Origin of the sequence: Shewanella sp. AC91-MNA-CIBAN-0169, from assembly GCF_040310165.1 — a bacterium.
In the GTDB taxonomy this organism is placed as follows: Bacteria; Pseudomonadota; Gammaproteobacteria; order Enterobacterales; family Shewanellaceae; genus Shewanella.
Window position 1 is genome coordinate 1 of record NZ_JBEOPM010000179.1, and the last position, 244, is coordinate 244.

General features: G+C 43.0%; 1 pseudogene. It reads left to right on the forward strand.

Annotated elements, in window-relative coordinates:
* Positions 1–244: pseudogene (locus tag AAEY98_RS22590) on the forward strand (nitrilase family protein); the annotation flags it as partial.

A 244-nucleotide genomic window follows, 5' to 3' on the forward strand; every position in this document is an offset into this window, starting at 1 on the left:
GGTTTTATTGGGTGCAGCCCAATGGAGAAGTAGACTTTTACGATAAGCGTCATTTGTTTTGTTTAGGCAACGAAGGCGACTTTGTAGTAGCAGGACAAGCGCGCAAAGTGTTTACTATTAATGGCTTTAAGCTATTACCACAAGTGTGCTACGACCTACGCTTTCCGGTATTTCAGCGCAATAACAACGATTACGATGTAATGATTAATATTGCTAATTGGCCCGCAGTGCGACGCCATGTTTG